17 protein-coding genes are annotated in these 22,219 nt (G+C 68.4%); 4 read left to right on the top strand and 13 right to left on the bottom strand.

The genetic code is table 11. The features are described 5' to 3' along the window. The first annotated feature begins 13 nt into the window (after positions 1-13). Positions 14-1,021, top strand: a complete 1,008-nt coding sequence (locus U4Y91_RS09445; protein ID WP_321804842.1) for a DUF2242 domain-containing protein — start codon at positions 14-16, stop codon at positions 1,019-1,021. 265 nt (positions 1,022-1,286) lie between these two features. Here the strand turns inward: U4Y91_RS09445 and U4Y91_RS09440 are convergent, their stop codons facing one another. Next, complete coding sequence (locus U4Y91_RS09440; protein ID WP_321805080.1) at positions 1,287-2,207, bottom strand: pyridoxal-phosphate dependent enzyme; 921 nt, start codon at positions 2,205-2,207, stop codon at positions 1,287-1,289. A gap of 177 nt (positions 2,208-2,384) precedes the next feature. On the opposite strand from U4Y91_RS09440, the gene U4Y91_RS09435 reads away from it, so the two are divergent. Next, entirely contained in the window at positions 2,385-3,296 is a 912-nt protein-coding gene (locus tag U4Y91_RS09435) for a LysR family transcriptional regulator (RefSeq protein ID WP_321804841.1), read from the top strand. Between the two features lie 791 nt (positions 3,297-4,087). Beyond that, a complete protein-coding gene (locus U4Y91_RS09430; protein ID WP_321801378.1) occupies positions 4,088-5,293 on the top strand; it encodes an MFS transporter in 1,206 nt (401 codons plus the stop codon). Between the two features lie 185 nt (positions 5,294-5,478). Here the strand turns inward: U4Y91_RS09430 and U4Y91_RS09425 are convergent, their stop codons facing one another. From U4Y91_RS09425 to U4Y91_RS09415, 3 genes are read right to left on the bottom strand one after another with little or no spacing between them, the layout of a single operon-like run. Next, the gene (locus U4Y91_RS09425) at positions 5,479-6,501 is read right to left on the bottom strand and encodes a histone deacetylase family protein (RefSeq protein ID WP_321804840.1); all 1,023 of its coding nucleotides are present in this window, start codon (positions 6,499-6,501) and stop codon (positions 5,479-5,481) included. A gap of 25 nt (positions 6,502-6,526) precedes the next feature. After that, on the bottom strand, positions 6,527-7,792 hold the full coding sequence (locus U4Y91_RS09420; protein ID WP_321804839.1) for a Zn-dependent hydrolase: 1,266 nt from the start codon (positions 7,790-7,792) through the stop codon (positions 6,527-6,529). 30 nt (positions 7,793-7,822) lie between these two features. Further along, entirely contained in the window at positions 7,823-9,133 is a 1,311-nt protein-coding gene (locus U4Y91_RS09415) for an MFS transporter (protein ID WP_321804838.1), read from the bottom strand. Positions 9,134-9,299: 166 nt separating this feature from the next. On the opposite strand from U4Y91_RS09415, the gene U4Y91_RS09410 reads away from it, so the two are divergent. Beyond that, positions 9,300-10,256 carry a LysR family transcriptional regulator gene (locus tag U4Y91_RS09410; RefSeq protein WP_321805079.1) on the top strand — a complete coding sequence of 319 codons (957 nt, stop codon included), beginning with the start codon at positions 9,300-9,302 and terminating at the stop codon, positions 10,254-10,256. Positions 10,257-10,353: 97 nt separating this feature from the next. On the opposite strand, the gene U4Y91_RS09405 is transcribed toward U4Y91_RS09410, so the two are convergent. The 9 genes from U4Y91_RS09405 to U4Y91_RS09365 form a co-directional block, all read right to left on the bottom strand. Next, a complete protein-coding gene (locus tag U4Y91_RS09405; RefSeq protein WP_257775375.1) occupies positions 10,354-11,412 on the bottom strand; it encodes a porin in 1,059 nt (352 codons plus the stop codon). A 177-nt stretch (positions 11,413-11,589) separates the two neighbouring features. Beyond that, positions 11,590-13,020, bottom strand: a complete 1,431-nt coding sequence (locus U4Y91_RS09400; RefSeq protein WP_321804837.1) for a cytosine permease — start codon at positions 13,018-13,020, stop codon at positions 11,590-11,592. Positions 13,021-13,336: 316 nt separating this feature from the next. Then, a complete protein-coding gene (locus U4Y91_RS09395) occupies positions 13,337-14,014 on the bottom strand; it encodes an SOS response-associated peptidase family protein (RefSeq protein ID WP_321805078.1) in 678 nt (225 codons plus the stop codon). A gap of 402 nt (positions 14,015-14,416) precedes the next feature. Beyond that, entirely contained in the window at positions 14,417-15,808 is a 1,392-nt protein-coding gene (gene lpdA / locus U4Y91_RS09390; RefSeq protein ID WP_321804836.1) for a dihydrolipoyl dehydrogenase, read from the bottom strand. Positions 15,809-15,813: 5 nt separating this feature from the next. After that, positions 15,814-17,151: a dihydrolipoamide acetyltransferase family protein gene (locus tag U4Y91_RS09385; protein WP_321804835.1), complete on the bottom strand. Its 1,338-nt coding sequence runs from the start codon at positions 17,149-17,151 to the stop codon at positions 15,814-15,816. Position 17,152: 1 nt separating this feature from the next. Next, the gene (locus tag U4Y91_RS09380; RefSeq protein ID WP_321804834.1) at positions 17,153-18,196 is read right to left on the bottom strand and encodes an alpha-ketoacid dehydrogenase subunit beta; all 1,044 of its coding nucleotides are present in this window, start codon (positions 18,194-18,196) and stop codon (positions 17,153-17,155) included. 2 nt (positions 18,197-18,198) lie between these two features. Then, complete coding sequence (locus tag U4Y91_RS09375) at positions 18,199-19,431, bottom strand: 3-methyl-2-oxobutanoate dehydrogenase (2-methylpropanoyl-transferring) subunit alpha (RefSeq protein WP_257775381.1); 1,233 nt, start codon at positions 19,429-19,431, stop codon at positions 18,199-18,201. A gap of 435 nt (positions 19,432-19,866) precedes the next feature. Further along, positions 19,867-20,493: a flavin reductase family protein gene (locus U4Y91_RS09370; protein WP_321804833.1), complete on the bottom strand. Its 627-nt coding sequence runs from the start codon at positions 20,491-20,493 to the stop codon at positions 19,867-19,869. Positions 20,494-20,717: 224 nt separating this feature from the next. After that, positions 20,718-21,866, bottom strand: a complete 1,149-nt coding sequence (locus tag U4Y91_RS09365) for a porin (RefSeq protein ID WP_321804832.1) — start codon at positions 21,864-21,866, stop codon at positions 20,718-20,720. Between the last annotated feature and the right edge of the window lie 353 nt (positions 21,867-22,219).

Below are 22,219 nucleotides of genomic sequence, written 5' to 3'. Positions count from 1 at the left end.
ATTGAAAGACGCCATGCACAACCGATTTCGCCTGTTTTCCGTTTCGTGCGCGCTCGCGGCCGCGACCGTGCTGGCAGCGTGCTCGTCGCCGCCCAAGCCGATCTACCAGCAGGAGCAGTTCGACGCGACGAGCAGCCCGTATGCGCACACGTTCCGCTCGAAATCCGACGCGTCCTGCGAAGCCGCGCGGCGCGCGCTGCTGAGCCAGGGCTATGTTGTGTCGTCGTCGCGCAACGATGCGGTCGACGGCAGCAAGAATTTCCAGCCGAGCAACGACATGCACGTCGTGATCGAGTTTCACGTCGTGTGCGCGGACGCGACTGCCGACGGCTCGTCGAGCATCGCGTACGTGAACGCGGTGCAGGACCGCTACACGCTGAAGAAGTCGAATACGTCGGCGAGCGTCGGGCTCAGCGTGTTCGGTTCGCTGTCGCTGCCGATCGGGTCGAGCGACGACGCGCTCGTGAAGACCGCGAGCGAGACGATTCCCGCCGGCGTGTTCTACGAGCGCTTCTTCAATCTCGTCGAGCACTTCCTGAAGATCGATCCGGCCCGTCGCGATCGCGCGACCGTAAAGGCGGCCGAGAAGGAGCCCGTGACGCCGCTGCCCGAGCCTGCGCCGACGCCGCAGGGCGAGCCGATGAAGATGACGACGCCGGTCGTGCCGACGCCGCCGGCAGCGCCGGTGCCGCTGTCCGTGCCGAGCGTCGCGCCGACGTCGGGCACGTCGGTCGTGCCGGCCGTGCCTGCGGCGGCATCGGCCGTGGTCGCGCCGGGGACGATGCGGGCCGTCGGGTCGGGGGCTGCGGCGGGTGCCGCGCCCGCTTCCGCTTCGACGCCGGCCACATCGACGTCTGCCGCTGCCACGCCGGCATCGGCCGTGGTGCCTGCGCCGGCGGCGTCCGCGCCGACGCCCTCGAACGCTGCTCCGACGCCGGCAGGCAAGACGTCCGCACCCGCTGCTGCCGACCCCGTCGCCTCGTCCGCACCGACCGGCGCCAGCGCGCCGTCCGCGAACTGACCGCGCGCGCCCTCGTCGCGCCGTGCGCCGTCCGCGCGGCGCGCCAGCCGATCCCCGCCCCGTCACCCTCCAAGGATCTTGCACCCGGCCACCGGCTGCGCGCGCCCGGCGTGACGTAACCGGCGAGCGGAAACAGTCCGTCGCGACAGACGACACGCCCCCGATTCCGCGGATGCCCGCGATCGGTCCCGCCCCGCCGTCACTTCACCGTGACGTCTTCGTCCGCATCACGATCCGGCTGCGCTGCGTCACATGCCCGAGCGCGTTACCGCAGCGTCGCGTTCAGCGCCCGCATCTGCTCGGCCGTCGCCGTCACGCCGCCGCACACGATCACCGCGATATCCGACGCCGAAGCCAGCACCGGCACCGGTTGTTCGAGCGCGGCCAGCGCAGCACCGCACGCCGGCTCGACGACGATCCGGTGCTCGTCCAGGAACCGCAGCGACGCAGCCACCGCCTGCGCATCCGACACGACGACCGGATGGATCGCGTGCCGCTTCGCCCATTCGACCGCCGCGTCGCACGGCCGCTTCGCGCCGAGCGACGTCGCGATACTCGTGATCGCCGGCAATTCGACCGGATGCCCGTGCGCGACCGAGCGCGCGTAGCTGTCGGCGCCTTCCGTCCCGACCGCGACGACCGGCACGTCGTGCCAGCCGTTGCGCGCGAGCCCCTCGAGCACGCCGCACAGCAGCCCGCCGCCGCCGACCGCGAGCACCACCGCGTCGGGCTTCGGGCCGACCGCCGCCATCTCGTCGATCATCGTCGCGTGCCCGCGCCACAACACGGGATCGTCGAACGGATGCACGAACGCGTCCTGCGTACCGACGGTCGACAGCGCGAACGCATTCGCCTCGGCCCAGCTCGCACCGTGCACGACCACCTCTGCCCCCTCGACGCGGATCAGCTCGCGCGCGCGGGCCGACGCGGTTTCCGGCACGACGACGAGCACCGGCACGCCGAGTTCGCGGCCGCAATACGCGACCGCGATGCCCGCATTGCCGCCCGACGACGACACGAACCGGCGCGCGCCGGCCGCATGCCGCGCTTCGCACGCCGCGCCGATGCCGCGCAATTTGAACGAGCCGGACGGCTGCAGCGCGTCGAGCTTCAGCCGGATGTTCTTGCCAAGACGGCGCGACGCGATTTGCGAGCGGATATAGGGGGTCTGGATATGAAGCGGCATGGTGCGGGACACGGTCGGGAATCGGGGCAAGGAGAACGCACGGACCGTTGAACCGGCCCGGCAACGACGACCATCGTACGGCACGCCCGCCATGCTTTCCAATACCATCGGATGGCACTTGCTATGCTTGACAGGCATATCCACCGAATCGAGACCGAACACCGGAGCCGACACCGCATGCGCCAGATCGAACTGCGTCACCTGCGTTACTTCGTGGCCGTCGCGCAAGCCGGCAGCGTGATGGCCGGCGCCCGCGCGGCCGGCATCGTCCAGCCTGCGCTGTCGCGGCAGATCCGCGAGCTCGAGGATGCGATCGGCACGCCGCTGCTGATCCGCCGCGCGACGGGCGTCACGCTCACCGCGGCCGGCGCGAGTTTCCTGCAGGATGCGACGGGCCTGCTCGCGACATTGCAGGACAGCCGCGAACGCGCGTTGCGCAGCGCGGCCGGGCAGCTCGGCGAACTGCGCCTCGGCGCGCTGCCGAACTGCCTGCCGCTGCCGGTCGTCGCGAACGTGCTGAAGGCGTTTCGCGACGCGTGTCCGGACGTGAAACTGTCGATCGCGCCGATGCTGTCGGCCGAACAGGCGGCGGCGCTGACGCGCGGCCAGCTCGACGGCGGCATCATGGCGTGGCGCCGCGACGAGGCGCCGCATCTGTCGGGCGTGCGGCTGCTGAGCGACCGCTTCGTGCTCGCGATGCCCGCGCCGCCCGGCGGCCGCTTCCACGCGCCGCGCACGCTCGCCGACGTCGCGCACGAACCGTTCGTCTGGTTCGACGCGCAGCGCTCCGCCGCGCACCACCGCTTCCTGATGGCCCAGTGCGACCGGGCGGGTTTCACGCCGCGCATCGCGCAGGTCGGCAGCGACATCCCGACGCTGATCGGTCTCGTCGCGGCCGGCATGGGCTGCGCATTCGTGCCGGAAAGCGCGTCGCCGACGTGCCCGCGCACGGTCCGGCTCGTCGCACTCGACGAACTCGCGAGCCGCTTCGACATCGAGTTCGTGTTCGACGATGCAGCGGCGCCGGCTTCGCCCGTCGTCGCGCGGTTTCTCGAGGCGGTGCGCGACACGGCCGGACAGGCGGACTGACCAACCGGCCTGGCACGCGCGACGCCGACGGATTCCGCCTCGTCGCGCGGCAGCGGATTCGGCCGCCTGCGCGCGGCCGCTTCGGACGACGGCCGGCATTGCCGTCATCGCGCACCCAGAACATCCGTCCGAGCGCACGACAAATCTTTCGAATGGGTGACGATCGACGCCATCACGCCGGAATTTTCAAATTGGCGCCAAAAAGGGCTGTTTAACATCACTTCGAAACGTTATGCCCCGAAATATACTGCGCCCGCATCCCACCCTCGTGCCAAAGAGAGGATGCCTTTCCGCCCCGGTCACGGTCCCCCTGTGACCGGGGATTTTTTTGGCGGCAAGCCGCGCCGGTAAAGGGTTGGCGGGAAGGATGACGCGCTCGCGCCGGGCCCCGCCGGCTGCGCCGGCCCGTCGCCCGCCCGGCCTGACGACACCGCGCGCCGGCCCGCCCGCGCGCGCGCGCCTGGCGCCCGCATCACGTCGAACACCTGCCGCGTATCGAGCGCGACGCGCAAGCGGATCGCGCACCTGCCCCGACACCGCGTTCCGTCCGACGACGAAAACCTTGCTCCGGACACGGTTCGATCGTCCGCACGGCCGGCGGCCGGCCGTCGCATCGCGGGAAGCCCCGCCCGGCGGGCCGTACGCGCGTGCCGCCCCAATCGCGCATTGTTGACATGAAATCAAGATAATTTCGCCCGAGCGCGGCTTTTTCCGCAAAAGTAACGCAGGCACACTTCACCCTGTCCACAACGGCCCGGTGCCGTTGCCCCATGCTTACCGGAGCGCATCGCGTGAACACCACGACTTCTTCTCCTTCCCGCCCGGGCGGCAGCGCCGCGCTGCCGCTGCTGGCGCTCGCCGCCGGTGCGTTCGGCATCGGCACGACCGAGTTCTCGCCGATGGGCCTCTTGCCCGTGATCGCCGACGGCGTGCACGTGTCGATTCCGCAGGCCGGCATGCTGATCAGCGCGTATGCGATCGGCGTGATGGTCGGCGCGCCGCTGATGACGCTGCTGCTCGCGCGCTGGTCGCGCCGCTCGGCGCTGATCGCGCTGATGTCGATCTTCACGATCGGTAACCTGCTGTCGGCCGTCGCGCCCGACTACACGACGCTGCTGCTTGCGCGACTCGTCACGAGCCTGAACCATGGCGCGTTCTTCGGGCTCGGCTCGGTGGTCGCGGCCAGCCTCGTGCCGCGTGAAAAGCAGGCCAGCGCGGTCGCGACGATGTTCATGGGCCTCACGATCGCGAACGTCGGCGGCGTGCCGGCCGCGACCTGGCTCGGCCAGATGATCGGCTGGCGCATGTCGTTCGCGGCGACCGCAGTGCTCGGCCTGATCGCGATCGCCGGCCTGTTCGCCGCGCTGCCGAAGGGCGCAGCCGGCAGGATGCCGAACCTGCGTGCCGAACTGTCGGTGCTGACGCGCCCGGTCGTGCTCGGCGCGCTCGGGACCACGGTGCTCGGCGCCGGCGCGATGTTCACGCTGTACACGTATGTCGCCCCGACGCTCGAACACCTGACCGGTGCGACGCCCGGCTTCGTCACCGCGATGCTCGTGCTGATCGGCGTCGGCTTCTCGATCGGCAACATCGCCGGCGGCCGTCTCGCCGACCGCTCGCTCGACGGCACGCTGATCGGCTTCCTGGTGCTGCTGATCGTGACGATGGCCGCGTTCCCGCTGCTCGCGCGCACCCATGCCGGCGCCGCGGTCACGCTGCTGGTCTGGGGTGTCGCAACGTTCGCGGTGGTCCCGCCGCTGCAGATGCGCGTGATGCGTGCCGCACACGAAGCCCCGGGCCTCGCCTCGGCCGTCAACATCGGCGCGTTCAATCTCGGCAACGCAGTCGGCGCGGCAGCGGGCGGCGCGGCGATCTCGGCCGGCTTCGGCTACGCGGCGGTGCCGCTCGTCGGCGGGCTGATCGCGGCGGCAGGGCTCGCGCTCGTCGCGCTGCAGATGATCCAGCGCCGCCGCGCGCCGGTCGCCGCGAATTCGTGAGCGCCTGGTGATCCGCATGGTGCCAATACGCGGCACCGCGATTGAAAAATGCCCGCGTCGGGATTCCGACGCGGGCATTCTCGTTGGCGGCCCGCGCATCGCGCGCCGCTGCTTCGCTGCTTCGACGCTTCGACGCATCGACACATCGACACATCGACGTATCGACGTATCGACGTCTCAGCGCCTCAGCGCGCGGCGGCGAACCCGCCGAAGAACGTGCGCGCATTCGCGTCGAGGCTCTCGAGGTGATAACCGCCTTCCTGCACGATCACCGTCGGCAAGCCGAGCGCACCGATCGCGCCGCCGAGCCGGCCGAACCCGCCGGTCGTGACGGCCACCTGCGATTGCGGGTCGTCCTTGTAGATGTCGAAGCCGAGCGCGAGCACGAGCGCGTCGGGCTGGAACCGCGCGAGCGCGCGCAGCGCATCGTCGAGCCGCTCGAAGAACGCCGACTCGGGCGCGCCGTGCGGCATCGGCAGGTTCAGGTTGTAGCCGTCGCCGGCGCCCGCGCCCGTCTCGTCCTCGTAACCGGCGACGACCGGATAGAAATTGGTCGGGTCGCCGTGGATCGATACGTACAGCACGTCGTCGCGGCCGTAGAAGATCTCCTGCACGCCTTGCCCATGATGCATGTCGGTGTCGAGGATCGCGACCCGGCGATGGCGGCCGAGCAGCGCCTGCGCGGCGATCGCCGCATTGTTCAGGTAGCAGAAGCCGCCGGCCGCATCGCGGCGCGCGTGATGGCCGGGCGGCCGGCACAGTGCGTACGCATCGCGCGCGCCGTCGTTCACGTCCGCCGCGGCCGCAAGCGCGCTCTGCGCGGACCAGTACGCGGCGCGCCACGTGTTCGCGCCGACCGGGCAGCTGCCGTCGGCGAGATAGCGCGCGGCCTTCGCGAGCACGCCGCGCAGCGGATTCGGATCGCGCACGAACACGTTCGACATCACTTCGTCACCCCAGTCGTCGGGCATCCGCTTCCAGTCGCGGTGCGCCTCCTCGAGAAAACGCAGGTAGTTCATGTCGTGCACGGCCGCGATCGGCGCGGTGCCGCGGGCGGCCGGCTCGCGCACGTCGAAGTCGAGCGCATGCACCGCCGCGACCAGCCGCGCCGCGCGCTCGGGCACCTCCTGCGGCTCGCGCATCCTGCCGCGCGACAGGTAGGTGCGCGGATGGTGCAGCAACTGTTCGGGGTGGAAATAGGTTTTCATCGTGGGTCCTCGTCGATTCGCCGTGTCATGCGTCGTGCGCCGCCGCGGCCACGCGCGTCGCGATGCCCGCGCGCGCGAGCACCGCGTTGAGCAGCACGTTCGTGCCGCGCGTCACGTCGTCGGGCAATGCGTCTTCGGCCTCGTTGTGCGACAGCCCGTCGACGCACGGGATGAACACCATCGCGGTCGGCACGCGGCGCGCGAGCAGGATCGCATCGTGACCGGCGCCGCTGACGATCCGCTCGTTCGTGTAGCCGAATGCGTCCGCCGCCTGCGCGACCAGTTCGACGCAGGCGCGGTCGAACGGCGTCGCCGGGCTGCGCCAGCAGGTCTCGATCGACACCTGAACGCCGCGTGCGGCGGCCACGCGCGCGCAGGCATCGCGCAGGTCGCGCTCCATCGCATCGACTTGCGCATCGTCGTGATGGCGCAGGTCGACCGTGAACGTCACTTCGCCTGCGATCGTGTTGCGCGACGCGTTGCGGATGCCGACCTGCCCGATCGTCGCGAGCCCGCGCGGCGCGTAGCCCGCGACGATCCGTTCCAGTTCGAGCGCGATCTGCGCGCTCGCGAAATACGCGTCCTTGCGATACGGCATCGGCGTCGTGCCCGCGTGCGCGGCCACGCCCGTCACGCTCACGTCCAGCCAGCGGATCGCCTGCCCGCCCGTGACGACGCCGATGGTCGTGCCGTTCGCCTCGAGCACCGGGCCCTGTTCGATATGCGCTTCGAAATACGCGTCGACCGCGCCGCCCGGCGCGCGCGTGGCGCGGCAGCCGCATGCGTCCAGCGCGGCGCCGAGCGTGACACCGTCGGCATCCTGCTTCGCGAGCGCGTCGTCGAGCGGCAGCGCGCCCGTGAACACCGCCGAGCCGAGCATCGCCGGTGCGAAACGCGCGCCTTCCTCGTTGGTCCACGACACGATCTCGAGCGGCTTGTCGGTCGCGATGCCCGCGTCGTTCAGCGTGCGCACGAGCTCCAGTGCGGCGAGCACGCCGTACACGCCGTCGAAGCGCCCGCCTTCGGGCTGCGTATCGAGATGGCTGCCGATCAGCACCGGCGCGGCCTGCGCATCGGTGCCGGCGCGCCGCGCGAACAGGTTGCCGACCGCGTCGACGCTCACCGTCATTCCCGCGTCGCGGCACCACTGCGCGAACAGGTCGCGCCCGCGCCGATCGTCGTCGGTCAGCGCAAGGCGTCGCACGCCGCCGCGCGGCGTCGCGCCGATGCATGCCATGTCGGCCAGGCTCTGCCACAGGCGGGCACCGTCGATTTCCAGCAGGTCTTTCATTTGCACTCCGATGAATTCATTCGTCGAGGTTCAGCGCGAGCCGAGCGCTTCGGCGGCGGCCGGCCGGGCCGCGCGGCGCGCGTCGAGCGCGACGATACAAAGCAGCGAGACGCCGGCGAGACCCGTGTAGAACACCGCGAGCGGCCACCACTGGCCCGCGAAGCGATGCGCGAGCCAGGTGCCGACGAGCGGCGTCAGGCCGCCCGCGATCGCGCCGCAGATTTGATAAGCGAGCGAGATCGCCGAATAGCGCACGTGCGCGGGAAACACGTCGCTGACGAAGCCCGCGATCACCGAATAGAAACCGGCCATGCAGACGACCGCGAGCGCGATGCCCGCGACGAGCGACGCGGACGTGCCGCCCTGCACGAGCATGAACATCGGGTACGGCGACAGCATCGCGAGCAGCGCGGCGATCTTCAGGAAACGCGCGCCGCCGATGCGCTCGGCGATCCACGCGGCGATCGGTTGCGCGATGAACTGGATGATCGCGACCGCGAACAGGCTGTCGAGGATCAGCGCGCGCGACATGCCGACGTACTGCGTCGTGTACGCGATCATGAACGTGTTGGTGAAATAGACGCCCGCGATCCCGATCGTGTTCGCGCCGATGCAGAGCAGCACGAGCCCCGATGCGGAGCGGAACACTTCGGCGACCGGCAGCTTCACGGTACGGTTCGTCTCCTTCACGCGCGCGAACTCCGGCGACTCGTTCACGCCGAGCCGGATCAGGATGCCGACGACGAGCAGCACCGAGCTCGCGAGGAACGGCAAGCGCCAGCCCCAGGCGAGGAAGTCGGCCTTGTCCATCGACGTGACCGCGCGGAACGCGACCAGCGACAGGATCAGCCCGGCCGGGCTGCCGAGCTGCGCGAACGACGCGAAGAAGGTGCGGCGGCCCTGCGGCGCGTGTTCGCCCGCCATCAGCACCGCGCCGCCCCACTCGCCGCCGACCGCGATCCCCTGCACGACGCGCAGCGCGACCAGCAGCACCGGCGCGAGCATGCCGACCGTCGAATAGTCGGGCAGCAGCCCGACGCAGACGGTCGCGACGCCCATCATCATCAGCGTCGTCATCAGCGCCTTCTTGCGGCCGATGCGATCGCCGAGGTGGCCGAACACGATGCCGCCGAGCGGGCGCGCGAAGAAGCCGACCGCGAACGTCGCGAACGACGCCATCGTGCTGACGAAGCGGTCATGCGACGGGAAATAGAGTTCGCCGAACACGAGCGCGGCGGCGGTCGCGTAGATGTAGAAGTCGTACCACTCGATCATCGTGCCGATGAACGCGGCCGTCGCGGCACGCGCCGGCTGGCGGGCGGAAGGAAGGGACTGGGTCATGCTGGCTCCTGGCGCGCGCCGCGGCACGCGCGATATCGTGATGGCCGGCCGTCTGTCGCGGCCTCGCGCCGCACGGTGCGGCGCCCCTCCTTTATCGGCGACCGCACATCATTAGTCAAATTTCAAGTTATTATTTCGCGTATAAATTCAGCTAATGACTGACCCGATGCGCGCCGACCTTGCCCCCTTCCTCAACGACCGCCTCGACTGGAACCTGCTGCGCACCTACCTGGTGATCATGCAGGAGCGCAGCGTGAGCCGCGCGGCCGCGCGCCTGCACGTGACGCAGCCGGCCGTGAGCCAGGCGCTGCGGCGGCTCGAGGAGGCCCTCGAGCGCAAGCTGATCGAGCGGCGCGGCGCGCACTTCGCCCCGACGCCGGCCGGCGAAGCCGTGTACCGGATCGCGAGCGACATCTACGGCGGCGTGTCGCGGCTCGAAACCGAGCTCGACGCCAGCACGGCCGACCTCACCGGCTCGATCCGGCTGCTGACGGTGAGCCGCATCGAGTCGCCCGTCTACGACGAATTCCTCGCCGACTTCCATCGCGCGTATCCGCGCATCGATCTGCAGATCGAGGTGATGCGCTCGTCGGACATCCTGTCGTCTCTGCTGCAGAAGACGGCCACCGCCGGGCTCGGCCTGTGCCGCACGCCGCACGACAAGCTGGAGATGCGCTGCTTCCTGCGGCAGCGCTACGCGATCTACTGCGGCCGCCATCACCGGCTGTTCGGGCAGACGCAGTTGCGGATGGACGACCTGCTCGCGGAAAACTTCGTGTCGTTTACGAGCGACCAGATCGGCGACAGCCTGTCGCCGCTCACCGTGTTCCGCGACCAGAAGGGTTTCACCGGACGCATCGTCGCGTCGTCGCCGAGCCTCGAGGAAGTGCGGCGGCTGATCTTCGCCGGTTACGGGATCGGTTGCCTGCCCGAGCACATCGTGCGCGACGACATCGCGCAGCAACGCCTGTGGCGGCTGCCGCCCGACGACGGCCTCGTCGACGTCGACGTGTTCCTGCTGTGGCATCGCGACCGCAAGATGAACGCGGCGGAGCAGGCGTTCCTCGACGCGATGGAGCGCTGCATGCAGCGTCATTCGCTCGCGGAACGGCTGGGGATGTAGGCGTACGCATGTAGGCGCGCGCATGCAGGCGCGCGATTGCGCGCACCCGTGACGGGAAACAGGCGCCGGCCCGCGCGGCCCGGCGCCCGATGCACCGTCAGAAGCGATGCACGATGCCGAGCTGCACGCCGCGCGCATTCGCGCCCGGATACGCGAGCGGCAGGCCCGGGTTCGCCGCGCCGGCGAGCGTGTAGCCGGCCTGGTTGCGGTTGCGCAGGTACGACAGCGCGCCGTAGAAGCTCGTGCGCTTCGACAGGTCGTATTCGTACATCAGCCCGAACTGGTCCGCGTTGTCGCCCTGCGACGTCTGGTCGTGCAGGTACGCATAGCCGAGCGCGACGTAGTTCGCCGGGTTGAGCTGGTACTTGACCGACAGCCCGTACACGCGCGAATCGATCCCCAGATCGGCCCACTTCACCGCGGAGAAGCCGCCGTACACGGTCGCCTTGCCGATTGCGTACGACGCGCCGGCCATGATCGTGCGATCGGTCGTGGTCGCGGTTTTGTTCTTCAGCCACTGGCCCGCGACGAATGCCGCGAACGGCCCGTGCTCGTAGGTCACGTCGAACTGCTGGCTCGAGCCTGCCGAGCGCACGCCGCCCGCGTCGCCGAAGCCGAAATACAGTCCGGCCTGGAAACCGGCGATCTCGGGGCTCTGGTACGACAGCGTATTGCTGGTGCGGAACGCGAACACGGTCAGGTTGTCCATGCCGGACGCCTGCGTGACGCCGCCGAACGCGTCCTGCCCGCCCTGGTCGTTGAACAGCGGCGAATTCTGGCGGCCCGCGCGCACCTTGCCCCACTGCCCCGCGATGCCGACCCACGCCTGCCGGTTGAACATGCTGCCCGAGCTCGCGAGCGAACCGTCGTTCGGGTTGAAGCCGTTCTCGAGCGCGAACTCGATCTTCTGGCCGCCGCCGATGTCCTCGCCGCCCTTCAGCCCGAAGCGGCTGCCCCACTGGCCGCCCGAGCCGATCGCCGCCGTGTAGCCGTTGCCGGTATTCACGTACTGCGCGAATTCGTCGATCACGCCGTACAGCGTGACGCCGTCCTGCGCGAGCGCGGCGCCCGACCCACCCAGGCATGCGGCCGTAACGGCCATGCGAAGACCGGCATGCGCCGATCGCGCCCGGGAACGATTGTCTCGTGCGTTCATCTGCTTAGTCCTACTATTCAATGAAGGGAGAATGGAACGATGCCGGGCACGGTGATCTGCCATGCCGGCATCGCGGATAACGAAGATGAGGTGTAGCGCGGCTGCCGGTCGCGCCCGGTTCGGCGCGGCGGGCCGCTCAGGCCGGCTGCAGGCCGGCCCGACGGACGACGCGATGCGTCAGTGATGAACCTCGCCGCGTTCGAGCGGCAGGATCAGGCGCTCGGGGATGCTGCGCCGCGACGCACGCGCGCCGACGTAGTACAGCACGGCCGGCACGATGAGGCCGAGGATCCACGAGATGTCGGTGCCGCCGAGCGCGTCGACGAGCGGGCCCGTGTAGATGTGCGTCGACATGAACGGCAGCTGCACCAGGATGCCGACCACATAGATCGTGATCGCCATCACGTTCCAGCGGCCATAGCGGCCGTCCGGATCGGACAGCGCGGGCACGTCGTAGCGCGAGCGCGTGAAGCAGTAGTAGTCGACCAGGTTGATCGCGCTCCACGGCGTGAAGAACGCGAGCAGGAACAGGATGAACGCGGTGAATTCCTTCAGGAACGAATGGCGGCCGGCGAGCGCGATCAGCGTCGACACGCAGATCATCCCGAAGATGTAGACGAGACGGCTCTTCGACGACACCGCGCCCTTGCCGCGGAAACCGCTGACGATCGTCGCCATCGACATGAAGCTGCCGTAGGCGTTGAGCGCGGTCACCGTCACCTTGCCGAACGCGATGCTGAAGTACAGCAGCGCGGCCACGGCGCCCGTCGAGCCGAGGCCGACGATATACGACACCTCGTGGTGCGCGAACTGGCTGCCGGCCAGCGCGGCCGCGAATACGCCGAACACCATCGCCGCCTGCGCGCCGATCACCGAGCCGAGGCCGACCGCGAGGAACGTGGCGACCGACGACGTCGAGCGCGGCAGGTAGCGCGAGTAGTCGGCGACATACGGGCCGAACGCGATCTGCCACGACGCGGACAGCGACATCGACAGCAGGAAGCTCGCGAGCGAGAAGTGCCGGTTCGCGAGCAGCGCGCCGACGTCGTGGTTCGCGAACAGCTGCGTGAACATGTAGACGAACGCGACGATGCCGATCACGCTCGCGATCCGGCCGACGAAGTGGATCGCGCGATAGCCGAACACCGTCAGCACGACGATCACGGCCGCGAACAACAGGATGCCGGCCGCGTCGTCGACATGCAGCAGTTGCGCGACGGCCTGCCCGGCGAGCACCGAGCCGCTCGCGGAAAAACCGATGTACATCAGGCACACGAGCACGATCGGGATCATCGCGCCGTAGACGCCGAACTGCACGCGGCTCGAGATCATCTGCGGCAACCCGAGCTGCGGCCCCTGCGCGCCGTGCAGCGCCATCACCGCGCCGCCGATGAACTGGCCGAGCAGCAGCGCGATCAGCGACCAGAACACGTCGCCGCCGAGCACGACCGCCAGCGCGCCCGTGACGATGGCCGTGATCTGCATGTTCGCCGACAGCCACAGCGTGAACTGGCTCAGCAGTCCGCCGTGGCGTTCGGCATCGGGAATGAAATCGATCGAGCGTACCTCGATCAGACCGCCGGCTTTTCCACTGGGATTCGTTGACACGGGTAAATCTCCAAGATACTGAGGACCACAAATGGTCGGGACGAGACGGAAAACGTGCCGAGCCGCCCTTTCGGCTCGTCGGGTGCGGGGCGCCGTGGATCGCCGGCATGCGCCACGCACGCACGGTCTGCACGCTGGCGCGCAATGGGCACGACGTGTGCCGACATTGCCAGCGGATGATCTTGTATATACAACTTGGGTGATATCGGTAATTACCCGGTATCCGGCAATTTTGAAAATCGTCTGAGAAAACGGGACACGTCCGACCTGCGGAGCAGTCGGTTGCGCGTATGAAAGGCGTATGAAAAACGAAAGCTCAGGCGCTGGCGGGCGACGCCTGATCGGGTGCGGTGACCATGTCGCCGGCAGGAAGGAGTGTCAGCATGCGCCGCACAGCCTCGACGTCGCGCGCGTGCAGCCATTCGTCGTAGTCGTCGCGACGCAGGATCACGACGCCCCGCTTCTCGTCGCCGGGCCGGTGCATGCGCGCGAACACCGGATGATCGTCGGCATTGACCGTGAGCATCGTCATGCCGATCCGCTCGTGGCCGTCGGCCGCTTCGTAGCGCCGCCAGATGCCGGCGACGCAGCACGGTTGCCAGCCGTCGACGCCGATCCGGTGCCACACGTTGCGCCCCGTCTCGTAGCACGGCTCGAAGATCCAGCGCACCGGAATCAGGCAGCGCTGGCCGTTGCGCCAGGCGTTGCCGTAGAGCCGCGACGCGCCGACCGTTTCCGCGCGCGCGTTCACCGTATCGAGCTTCTTTCGCTTGCGGCCGTGCTCGTCGAGACGCTCGGGCTGCATGAACTTCGGCCAGAAGCCGAACACAGCGCTGACGACCGCGAGACCGTCGCCGTCGGCACGCGCGATGGGCGCCGCATAATCCGGATACACGTCGGGTTCCCACGGATCGCGGCGAAACAGGTCGCCGATGCCGATCCTCAGTTCGCTGATGCCCGGGTCTTCATCGGGGGCGCGGTAGTGGGTGCACATGGTTGGGCGGACGATGGACGCGATGTCTTCATCGTAGGTCAGCCTGCACGCGACATGTCCGCTATTGCCTGGTGTGACGAAACAGTCTTGCAACGGGTCGGCCCGCTTGATGGCGTCGTGCGCGAACCGCCGGCGCAGGCCGTCGGTTCGTTCAGCTGTGCCGCCGGCAGCACGTCGTCGCCCGTTCCGGTTCAGGCCAACCGTTCCGATCCGATCACCTGCACGCCCGGGCGCGCATCGACCGCGGCGCCGCCTTGACCGGTCGTCGGCAATGCGGATATTCGAAGCGCGAAGCGTCGTGTCGAATCCGGCGCGGGAGACACGAAGCCGACGCCCGCGATCGACACAAACAAGAAGCCCCGCCGCGGCGGGGTTCGATCGGCCATGCATGCCGGCACATGCTCACACATGCAGCGCATGTCCCAGCGCGCGCAACGCCGCCTCCTGCATCGCTTCGCCGAGTGTCGGATGCGCGTGGATCGTGCCGCCGATGTCCTCGAGCCGCGCGCCCATCTCGAGCGACTGCGAAAACGCGGCGGCCAGTTCCGACACGCCGCGCCCCACCGCCTGCCAGCCGACGATCAGGTGCGTATCGCGCCGCGCGACGACGCGCACGAAACCGTCGGTCGCCTGCAGCGTCATCGCGCGGCCGTTCGCCGCGAACGGGAACGACGCGCTGATGCAGTCTGCGCCGGCCGCCTTCGCGTCGTCGGGCGACCAGCCGGACGTGACGACCTCGGGATCGGTGAAGCACACGGCAGGGATCGAGGCCGGCGTGAACTTGCGGCGCCGTCCCGCGATCAGCTCGGCCACCATCTCGCCTTGCGCCATCGCGCGATGCGCGAGCATCGGCTCGCCGGCGACGTCGCCGATCGACCATACGTTGCGCATCGACGTTCGACATTCGTCGTCGATGCGCAGCGCGCGGCCGTTGCGATCGAGCGACAGCGATTCGAGCCCGAAGCCGTCGACGCGCGGCCGGCGGCCGACCGCGACCAGCACGCGGTCGGCCGGCAGCGTTTTCTCCGCGCCGTCGGGCGCCTGCACGCGCACCGCGCCGTCGCTCGCGAGGCCCAGCACCTTGTGGCCCGTCCATAGCCCGACGCCGAGCCGCGCGAGCGAATCGGCGACCGGCTTCGCGAGTTCCGCGTCGTATGCGGGCAGCACGCGCTCGGCCGCCTCGACGATGCTGACGTCGACGCCGAGCTTGCGATAGACGAATCCGAGTTCGAGCCCGATGTACCCGGCACCGACGACGACCAGCCGCTTCGGCAACGACGCGGGCGACAGCGCCTCGGTCGACGAGACGACGTGCCCGCCGAACGGCATCGACGCCAGCGCGACCGGCTCCGAGCCCGTCGCGAGCAACAGGTGCTCGCATGCGATCCGCGTCGTGTGGTCGCCGGCGACGACGTCGACCGTCTTGCCGTCGACGACGCGCGCGTCGCCGTGCAGCACGCGCACGCCGTGCTTCTTCAGCAGCGCGCCGACGCCGCGCGTGAGCCGCTCGACGATGCCGTCCTTCCATGCGACGCTTTTCGCGATGTCGATCTCCGCCGCGCGCACGCGAATCCCGAGCATCCCCTCGCCGGCCTGCCCGCGCGCCTGCTCGAACGCGTCCGCGACGTGGATCAGCGCCTTCGACGGAATGCAGCCGATGTTCAGGCACGTGCCGCCGAGCCGGTCGCGCTCGACGAGCACCGTCGGAATGCCGAGCTGCCCCGCACGAATCGCGGCGACGTAACCGCCCGGCCCGCCGCCGATCACGAGCAACGTGGTGTGTTCGTTCTTCATCGGGCTCACTCCACGAACAGCAGCGCCGGGCGCTCGAGCACCTCGCGCACGGCCTGGATGAATTCGGCCGCGTCTGCGCCGTCGACGACACGATGGTCGAACGACGACGACAGGTTCATCATCTTGCGCGCGACGATCGCGCCGTCGCGGATCATCGGCCGCTCGACGATCCGGTTCACGCCGACGATGCCGACCTCGGGATGGTTGATGACCGGCGTCGACACGATGCCGCCGAGCGCGCCGAGGCTCGAGATCGTGATCGTCGAGCCGGTCAGCTCGTCACGCTGCGCGCGGTTCGCGCGCACCGCGTCGGCGAGCCGCGCGATTTCCGCCGAGATCGACCATACGTCGCGCGCTTCCGCATGACGCAGCACCGGCACCGTGAGGCCGCCGTCCGTCTGCGTCGCGACGCCCATGTGCACCGCGCCGTATTGCGTGACGACACCGGCTTCGTCGTCGTAGCGCGCGTTGATCTGCGGGAAGTCGCGCAGCGCGATCACCATTGCGCGGATCAGCAGCGGCAGCGGCGTGAGCCGGCCGCGCGTGTCGCCGTGGCGTCGGTTCAGCTCGGCGCGCAGCGCTTCGAGCTCGGTGACGTCGATCTCCTCGACGTAGCTGAAGTGCGGAATGCGGCGCTTCGCTTCCTGCATCTTGCGCGCGATCGCGCGCCGCAGGCCGATCACCGGCACCTCGGTTGCGTCGTTGCGCTCGGCGTAGCCGTGCGCTTGCGATCCGCGCGCCGCGCCGCCGCCCGTGCGTGCATACGCGTCGAGGTCCGCATGCAGGATCCGCCCGGCCTCGCCGGTGCCGCGCACGTAGCGCAGCTCGATGCCCATGTCCCAGGCGCGCTGGCGCACCGCCGGCGATGCGAGCGGCCGCTCGCCCGGCGCGAGCGCCGCGCGCGGCGGCGCCGCGTGTTCCGCACGGCGCGGCTCGGCCGGCGCGCGGGACGCGGCGTGCGTCGCCGCCTTCGACGATGCATGTGTTTCGGATCCCTCAGCGACGGAAGATGACTCGGCAGGCACATCGACCGCCGCCGCTCGCTGCGCCGCATCCGGGCCTGCATCGTGTGCTTTCGCGCTCGATTTCAGGTTGCCGTCGCCTTCGACTTCGAGACGAATCAGCTCGCTGCCGACCGCCATCATCTCGCCGATCCGGCCGCCGAGCTCCAGTACCTTGCCCGCCACCGGCGACGGAATCTCCACCGCCGCCTTGTCGGTCATCACATCGGCGAGCGGCTGGTCTTCGGCGATCGTCTGCCCTGGTTGCACGTGCCAGGCCACCAGCTCGACCTCGGCGATCCCTTCGCCGATATCCGGCATCTTGATGACATGAATCCCCATCTCAGGCCTCCATCACGCGTCGCAACGCTTCGCCGACCCGGGCCGGCCCGGGGAAATACGCCCATTCCTGCGCGTGCGGATACGGCGTGTCCCAGCCCGTCGTCCGCTCGACCGGTGCCTCCAGATGGTAGAAGCAATGCTCCTGGACGAGCGACACCAGCTCCGCGCCGTAGCCGCAGGTGCGCGTCGCCTCGTGCACCACCACGCAGCGGCCGGTCTTGCGCACCGACGCGACGATCGTATCGAGATCGACCGGCCACAGCGTGCGCAGGTCGATCACTTCCGCATCGATGCCGGTCTCCTCGGCAGCCGCCAGCGACACGTGGACGGTCGTGCCGTACGTCAGCACCGTCACGTCGTTGCCGGGCCGCACGACGGCGGCCGTGTCGAGCGGCACCGTGTAATAGCCTTCCGGCACCGCGCTGCCCGGATGCTTGAGCCACGACGTGACCGGACGCTCGTGATGGCCGTCGAACGGCCCGTTGTACAGGCGTTTCGGCTCGAGGAAGATCACCGGATCGTCGTTCTCGATCGAGGCGATCAGGAGTCCTTTCGCGTCGTACGGATTCGACGGCATCACCGTGCGCAGTCCGCAGACCTGCGTGAACATCGCCTCCGGGCTCTGGCTGTGCGTCTGGCCGCCGTAGATGCCGCCGCCGCACGGCATCCGGATCGTCATCGGCGCGATGAACTGGCCCGCCGAGCGATAGCGCAGCCGCGCGCCTTCCGACACGATCTGGTCGGAGGCCGGGTAGAAGTAGTCCGCGAACTGGATCTCGCAGACCGGCCGCAAGCCATACGCGCCCATCCCGACCGCAGCGCCCACGATCCCGCCTTCCGAGATCGGCGCATCGAACACGCGCGACTTGCCGTACTTGGCCTGCAGCCCCTCGGTGCAGCGGAACACGCCGCCGAAGTAGCCGACGTCTTGCCCGAAAACGACCACGTCGTCGTCGCGGCCGAGCATCACGTCCATCGCGGAGCGCAGCGCCTGGATCATCGTCATCGGCTGGGCCGACGCCGTCGTTGTTTCATGTTGCGCCATGATCACGCTCCCAGTTCCTGGCGCTGACGGCGCAGATGCGCGGGCAGCTCCTTGTACACGTCGTCGAACATCGAGGCCGGCGACGGAATCCGGTCGTCGGCCAGCGTCCCGAACTTCTCCGCTTCCTTCTGCGCGGCGATCACCTCGGCTTCCAGTTCGGCCGTGAGCGCGTCGTGCGCGCTGTCCGACCAGATGCCCTTCGCGATCAGGTGCTGCTTGAAGCGGGCGATCGGATCGCCGAGCGGGAAATGGGCCCAGTCGTCGGCCGGCCGGTATTTCGTCGGATCGTCCGACGTCGAATGCGCGCCGGCGCGATAGGTGACCCACTCGATCAGCGTCGGGCCGAGATTGCGGCGCGCGCGTTCGGCGGCCCAGGTCGACGCCGCGTAGATCGCGAGGAAGTCGTTGCCGTCGACGCGCAGCGAAGCGATGCCGCAGCCGACGCCGCGCCCGGCGAACGTCGTCCCCTCGCCGCCCGCGATCGCCTGGAACGTCGAGATCGCCCACTGGTTGTTGACGACGTTCAGCACGACCGGCGCGCGATACACGTGCGCGAACGTCAGCGCGGTGTGGAAGTCGGCTTCCGCGGTCGCACCGTCGCCGATCCACGCGGACGAGATCTTCGTGTCGCCCTTGATCGCCGACGCCATCGCCCAGCCGACCGCCTGGATGAACTGCGTCGCGAGATTGCCGGAGATCGAGAAGAAGCCGGCTTCGCGGTCCGAGTACATCACCGGAAGCTGGCGCCCCTTCAGCGGGTCGCCTTCGTTCGACATCAGCTGGCAGATCATCCGTTCGAGCGGCACGTCGCGCGCGATCAGGATGCTTTGCTGGCGGTAGGTCGGGAAGCACATGTCGCCGTGACGCAGCGCCATCGCATGCGCGGCGCCGATCGCCTCTTCGCCGAGGCTCAACATGTAGAAGGAGATTTTCTTCTGACGCTGCGCGATCATCATGCGCGCGTCGAAGATGCGGGTCTTCAGCATCGCGCGCATCCCGGCGATCAGGCGCGCATCGTCGAGATCCGGCGCCCACGGTCCGAGGGCTTCGCCGTGATCGTCGAGCACGCGCACCAGGCTGCGGGCGAGATGGGCGGTGTCCGCCGGCGCTACGTCGATCGGCGGGCGGCGAACCGCGCCGGCCGGCGATAGATGCAGATAGGAAAAATCCGTCTTGCAGCCCGGGCGCCCGGTGGGCTCCGGCACATGCAGACGCAATGGCTCTGACAGGCTCATCGTGTCGTCTCCACGCTCGATTGTGTCTCACGCTGATTGAAACGCGCGGCCGGTTGCCGGCTCACGCGCGGGTTGGCGCGCGGATAAGCACGCCAACCTTGGGAATGTATGCCTTGCAGTGCCGGACGTCGATGCCCAACCCGCTCGTTCGGGGTGAGCAGATTTGCCATGGCGGCGACGATAGGCGATCGGTGTTGCCGGCGGCTTTGAAGGACGCTTGCATGTGCTGCGATGCGTCAACGCGCCGGGAGTGCGGAATCGATGCGCGCCTGTCACGCCTGTCGGAGGGTACGAAGGGAAAGACCCCGCGAAATCCTGGGATTTCGGCGGGGTCTTTGTCTTTGCCGGTGCGCGTCCGCGTGCTTCAGCGCTCGCGCGCCGGATCGTTCCGGCGCGCGATGGCCCGATGGCGCAATGCGTCGATGATGCGATGCGTCACGCGTCGGGGCGCGCGATGTCGAAGCGGCTGTCGGGCGTCACGTGCACGTAGGCAGACGGGCCGCCCGCGCGCAGAATGATGCCCGCGCCGAACGTGTCGAAGAGGCCGTCCTTCAGCAGGTCGTGACGGATATGCACGGCGACGACCTCGCCCAGCACCAGCGTGGCCGGCGTCTCGACGCCGCGGTGATCGCGCAGCCGGATCACGTCGGTCACCTTGCATTCGAAGTTGACGCCGCTTTCCGCCACGCGCGGCACGCTGACGAGGCGCGACGGAATCGCGGTCAGGCCGCCGAGTTCGAATTCGTCGACGTCGTACGGCACGGCGGCACAGGTCTGGTTCATCCGGTCGGCAAGGTCGCGCGTCGCGAGGTTCCAGACGAACTCGCCGGTTTCCTGCACGTTGCGCAGGCTGTCCTTCGCGGCGGTGCTCGAAAAGCCGATGATCGGCGGACGATAGTTGAATGCGTTGAAGAAACTGTACGGCGCGAGGTTGAGCGTGCCGTCGTTGCCGCGGGAGGAAATCCAGCCGATCGGGCGCGGGCCCACGATCGCGTTCAAAGGATCGTGCGGCAGCCCGTGGCCTTGCGACGGTTCGTAATAGTGGTAGTTCGAATCGGTCATGGCGGGTGGTCTTGCGGGAGGGAAACGTCGTTTGATTCCATCGGCCGCGTCACGTGCGGCGATGGCGGTGACGGCGTCGAGTGTGACGTGCGTGCCAAGTATCACATGGCGGCGCTTTCGTCGCAGCGAAGTGACCCGCCATGGCCCGTCGAGCCGACATTTCCCTTCAAGCCCGAAATTCAGAATTCTTTACCCACACATGACCAACCGCCCCGAGAGCAGCGTCAGAAATGATGCAGCAGCGCGATACGCGCGACGTATTGATTCGGGCCTGACGAGATATCGGCGGCGCCCGGAATGTACGCGTAGTCGAAGTCGGTTCCAGTGTGCGCGTTCAGCGCATGCTGATAGACACCTTCGACGAATACCGACGTGCGTTTCGACAAGTCGTAGTTCAACTTCGCGCTCAGTTGATGCCACTTCGGATTGAATGCGCCGACCGTCGACGCGACGCGGGCCTGGGTGTACGTGTATGCCGCGCCGATGTAGAACGCGGTCGTGAAGTGATAGAGGCCGTTCACCTCGAAGTTGTCGAATTTCCACGACCGCCATGCACCGCCCGCCGGCTGCGTCGTACCGGTGAAATACGCGTTCGAAGTCGGATCGTAGACGTCGACGTGCGAATACGTGAATCCCACCAGCGCATTCGAGAACGCATAATTCACGCCGATGCCGATGTTCTGCTGCGACGACGCATCGAACGTGTTGTCGCCGGTGATCGCCCCGGTCGAATCGGCATTGCGTGCGTTGTTGATCTTCAGATACGACGCGCCGACCGTCAGCCCGCCCTGCTGGTATTGCAGCGCGGCGCCGTATAGACGGTTGTTCGCGAAGCCGCCCGCCTGATTGCTGAATCCATACATCGCCTCCGCGGTAACACCGTGCCACGCGGGCGACACGTACTTGACCGCGTTGTTCACGCGAAACGAGTAGTCGGTGTTGTCGTTGTCGTACGGATGCGAGAACAGGTAGCCGGTCCAGTTGCCGTTGGCGGTGAGCGGCGAGAAGATGTCGACGCTCGGATCGTACTGGCGACCGAACGTCAGGGTGCCGTAACGATCCGACGCGATGCCGACGAAAGCCTGACGGCCGAATCCCCGGCCGCCCTGGCTCATTTTTCCGTTGTTGACGTCGAAGCCGCTCTCGAGCGTGAAAATCGCCTGGTAGCCTGCGCCGAGGTCTTCGGTGCCCTTGATACCCCAGCGGCTGCCGTAGTCGTAGCCGCTTTGCAGTTGCACGGTTCCGTGGCCGCGCGCGTTGCTCGTGTAGTTGATACCGTCCTCGATCTTGCCGTACAGCGTCACGCTGCTTTGTGCATGCGCCGCGGCAGCAAGCAACGCGGCGGGTGCGATGATCCCCAAACGCATGTTCATGACGATTTACCCCCAGGTCTTTCGTTTGCTGGTCGCAACGGTTGCGTGCTGCGAAGGTGCGTCGCGTCGATGTTTCCCGGCGATGCGACGGGCGCAGTGTAATGAGCCGTTTTTCTGCTGTTAGCGGCCTGCAGCGGAAAGGTGCTCTCCAGAACGCAGACTATTTTTCGGCGCAGAAAGCGGATAGCCGGGTGTTGAAGCGCGCTTCATTCGGGTGACGAGCGGACGCCTGAAGCAAATCGCGGGGAATCGATATTTCAATCGCCGGTACGTTTGGCCAGCGCGGGTGATCTGCAGGAACAGGTCGCCGCCATCGAAGCACGACCTGAAAACAAAAAACCCGCGAGCGGCTT

Origin of the sequence: Burkholderia sp. BCC1993, assembly GCF_905339865.1 — a bacterium.
GTDB lineage: Bacteria > Pseudomonadota > Gammaproteobacteria > Burkholderiales > Burkholderiaceae > Burkholderia.
This window is presented reverse-complemented; position numbering and strand designations above follow the sequence as displayed.